This is a genomic window from Rhizobacter sp. P2_H2 (assembly GCF_056403375.1).
On sequence record NZ_JBFUFP010001042.1, the window covers coordinates 1 to 1,886 of the forward strand.

General features: G+C 72.2%; 2 protein-coding genes. Both read left to right on the forward strand.

Translation table 11 applies throughout. The features are described from left to right. The first annotated feature begins 395 nt into the window (after nucleotides 1-395). A complete protein-coding gene (locus tag AC1D15_RS29795; RefSeq protein WP_465112640.1) occupies nucleotides 396-1,025 on the forward strand; it encodes a hemerythrin domain-containing protein in 630 nt (209 codons plus the stop codon). Nucleotides 1,026-1,029: 4 nt separating this feature from the next. Beyond that, a partial coding sequence (locus AC1D15_RS29800; protein WP_477828864.1) for a S1C family serine protease occupies nucleotides 1,030-1,886 on the forward strand: 857 nt, incomplete at its 3' end.

Here is a 1,886-nt window from a genome sequence, read left to right on the forward strand (position 1 = left end):
CCGCGGCCCCATCCTGCGCGGGCGGCGCCCCCGCGGGCTCGGCCCCCCCGCAGGCAGCCAGCAGCGCGAGCACGCCGACGGCGATCGCGGTGCGGGCGGGACGACCGTCGACGAGGATGAAGGCAGAGCGTTCCATGGCGGGACCTTGAGCGCGGGCGCTGGATGTCGAGGCCGCCATTGAACCCGATGAAGCCGCCGTTTTCCACCAGAGTGGTACCGGTTCCACAATGTGTTACCTGCATCACAAGATCGCATTGAATCGGCGATGGAACGGCTGGAACGAACGTTCACGTTGCACGGCAGGACGCGCCGACCCGCGCTGAGTTGACGCGGATCAACACGCGTCGGGCGAAACGGCGCCAAGCTCGGGCTCCATCGCCGGCCGGGACACTGCCATGCAACACGCTGCCGTACGCGTCATCCTCGAAGAGCACAGCGCCATGTCGGCGATGCTGCGCTCGATCAGCCTGCTGCTGGCCGACCACCGGCGGCGCGGCAGCCTGCCGGATTTCGGCGTGCTGCGCGCGATGCTGTTCTACGTCGACGAGTTCCCCGAACGCCTGCACCATGCGAAGGAGAGCGAGTTGCTGTTCCCGTTGCTGCGCAGGCGCACGACCGAAGGCGACGAGGTGCTCGACCGGCTCGACCGCGAGCACGCCGACGGCGAGCGGGCGATCCGCGAGCTGGAGCACGAGCTGCTCGGCTTCGAGATGATGGCCGACACCGCGCAGCTGTGCCAGCGCCGCGACCGCTTCGAGCAGGCGATGCAGCGCTACATCGATTTCTACCTCGCGCACATCCGGGCCGAGGAGACCGAGGTGCTGCCGCTCGCGCAGCGCGTGCTGACCGCCGAGGACTGGGTCGGACTGGACCGCGCGTTCTGCGCCAACCGCGACCCGCTGGCCGGCCACCCGCCGGACGACAACTACCGGCATGTCTTCAAGAAGATCCTGTGGGCCCTGCCGCCGCCGCTGGGCATCGGGCCGGCGATCGGCCACTGCAGCCGGCCGCCGGGCGGGCGCTGACGGCGTGCGCCGCCTGCGCGTTGCACTGCTGATCGCCGGTACCTGGGCCGCCGGACTGGCCGGATGCGCCGGCCTGGGGCCATTGCCGGCGCCCGCACCGGCAGCGGGCTTTGCGGCCGCGGTGAGCCGCGGCAGCGCGTTCGCGGTCGGCGTCTACGGGATCGGCGCGGATGCCCGTGCCGAATTCGACGAGGACACGCTGCCGCGCGGCGACGAACTGGCGCCGTGGAGCACGGCCGAACTGCCGGCCCGCATCGGCGCCGGCTTCTTCATCGACGACGGCGGGGCGATCGTGACGGCCGCCCACGTCGTCGCCGGCGCCAACCAGGTGCTCGTCAAGCTGCCCGACCAGCGCGTGCGGCCGGCGCGGGTGCGGGCCATCGATCGCGACATGGACATCGCGCTGCTCGAACTGGACGTGCCGCCCGCCGCCGCACCGGTGTTCGGCCGCTCGGCCGCGCTGCGCGCCGGCGATTGGGTGCTGGCGGTCGGCGAACCGTACGGCCTGAACCGCTCGGTGGTCGCCGGCATCGTCGGCGGGCGGACCCGCCATTTCGCGGAAGACGGCGAGGTGCTGTTCATCCAGAGCGACCTGACGCTGAACCCGGGCAACTCCGGCGGGCCGCTGCTCGATGTGCGCGGCGCCATCGTCGGCATGAGCCTGCGCACCGTGGTCGGCCCCTATGGCAGCTCGGGCGTCAGCCTGTTCATGCCGATCGAGGTCGTGCAGCAGGTGGTGGCGGAACTGCGCAGCGACGGGGCCGCGCCGCGCCCGCGGCTGGGCGCCGGCTTCGAGGACGTGTCGCCGCTCGCGGCCTGGCACGCCGGCCGGCCCGATGCGCGCGGCGCCTTCATCAATGC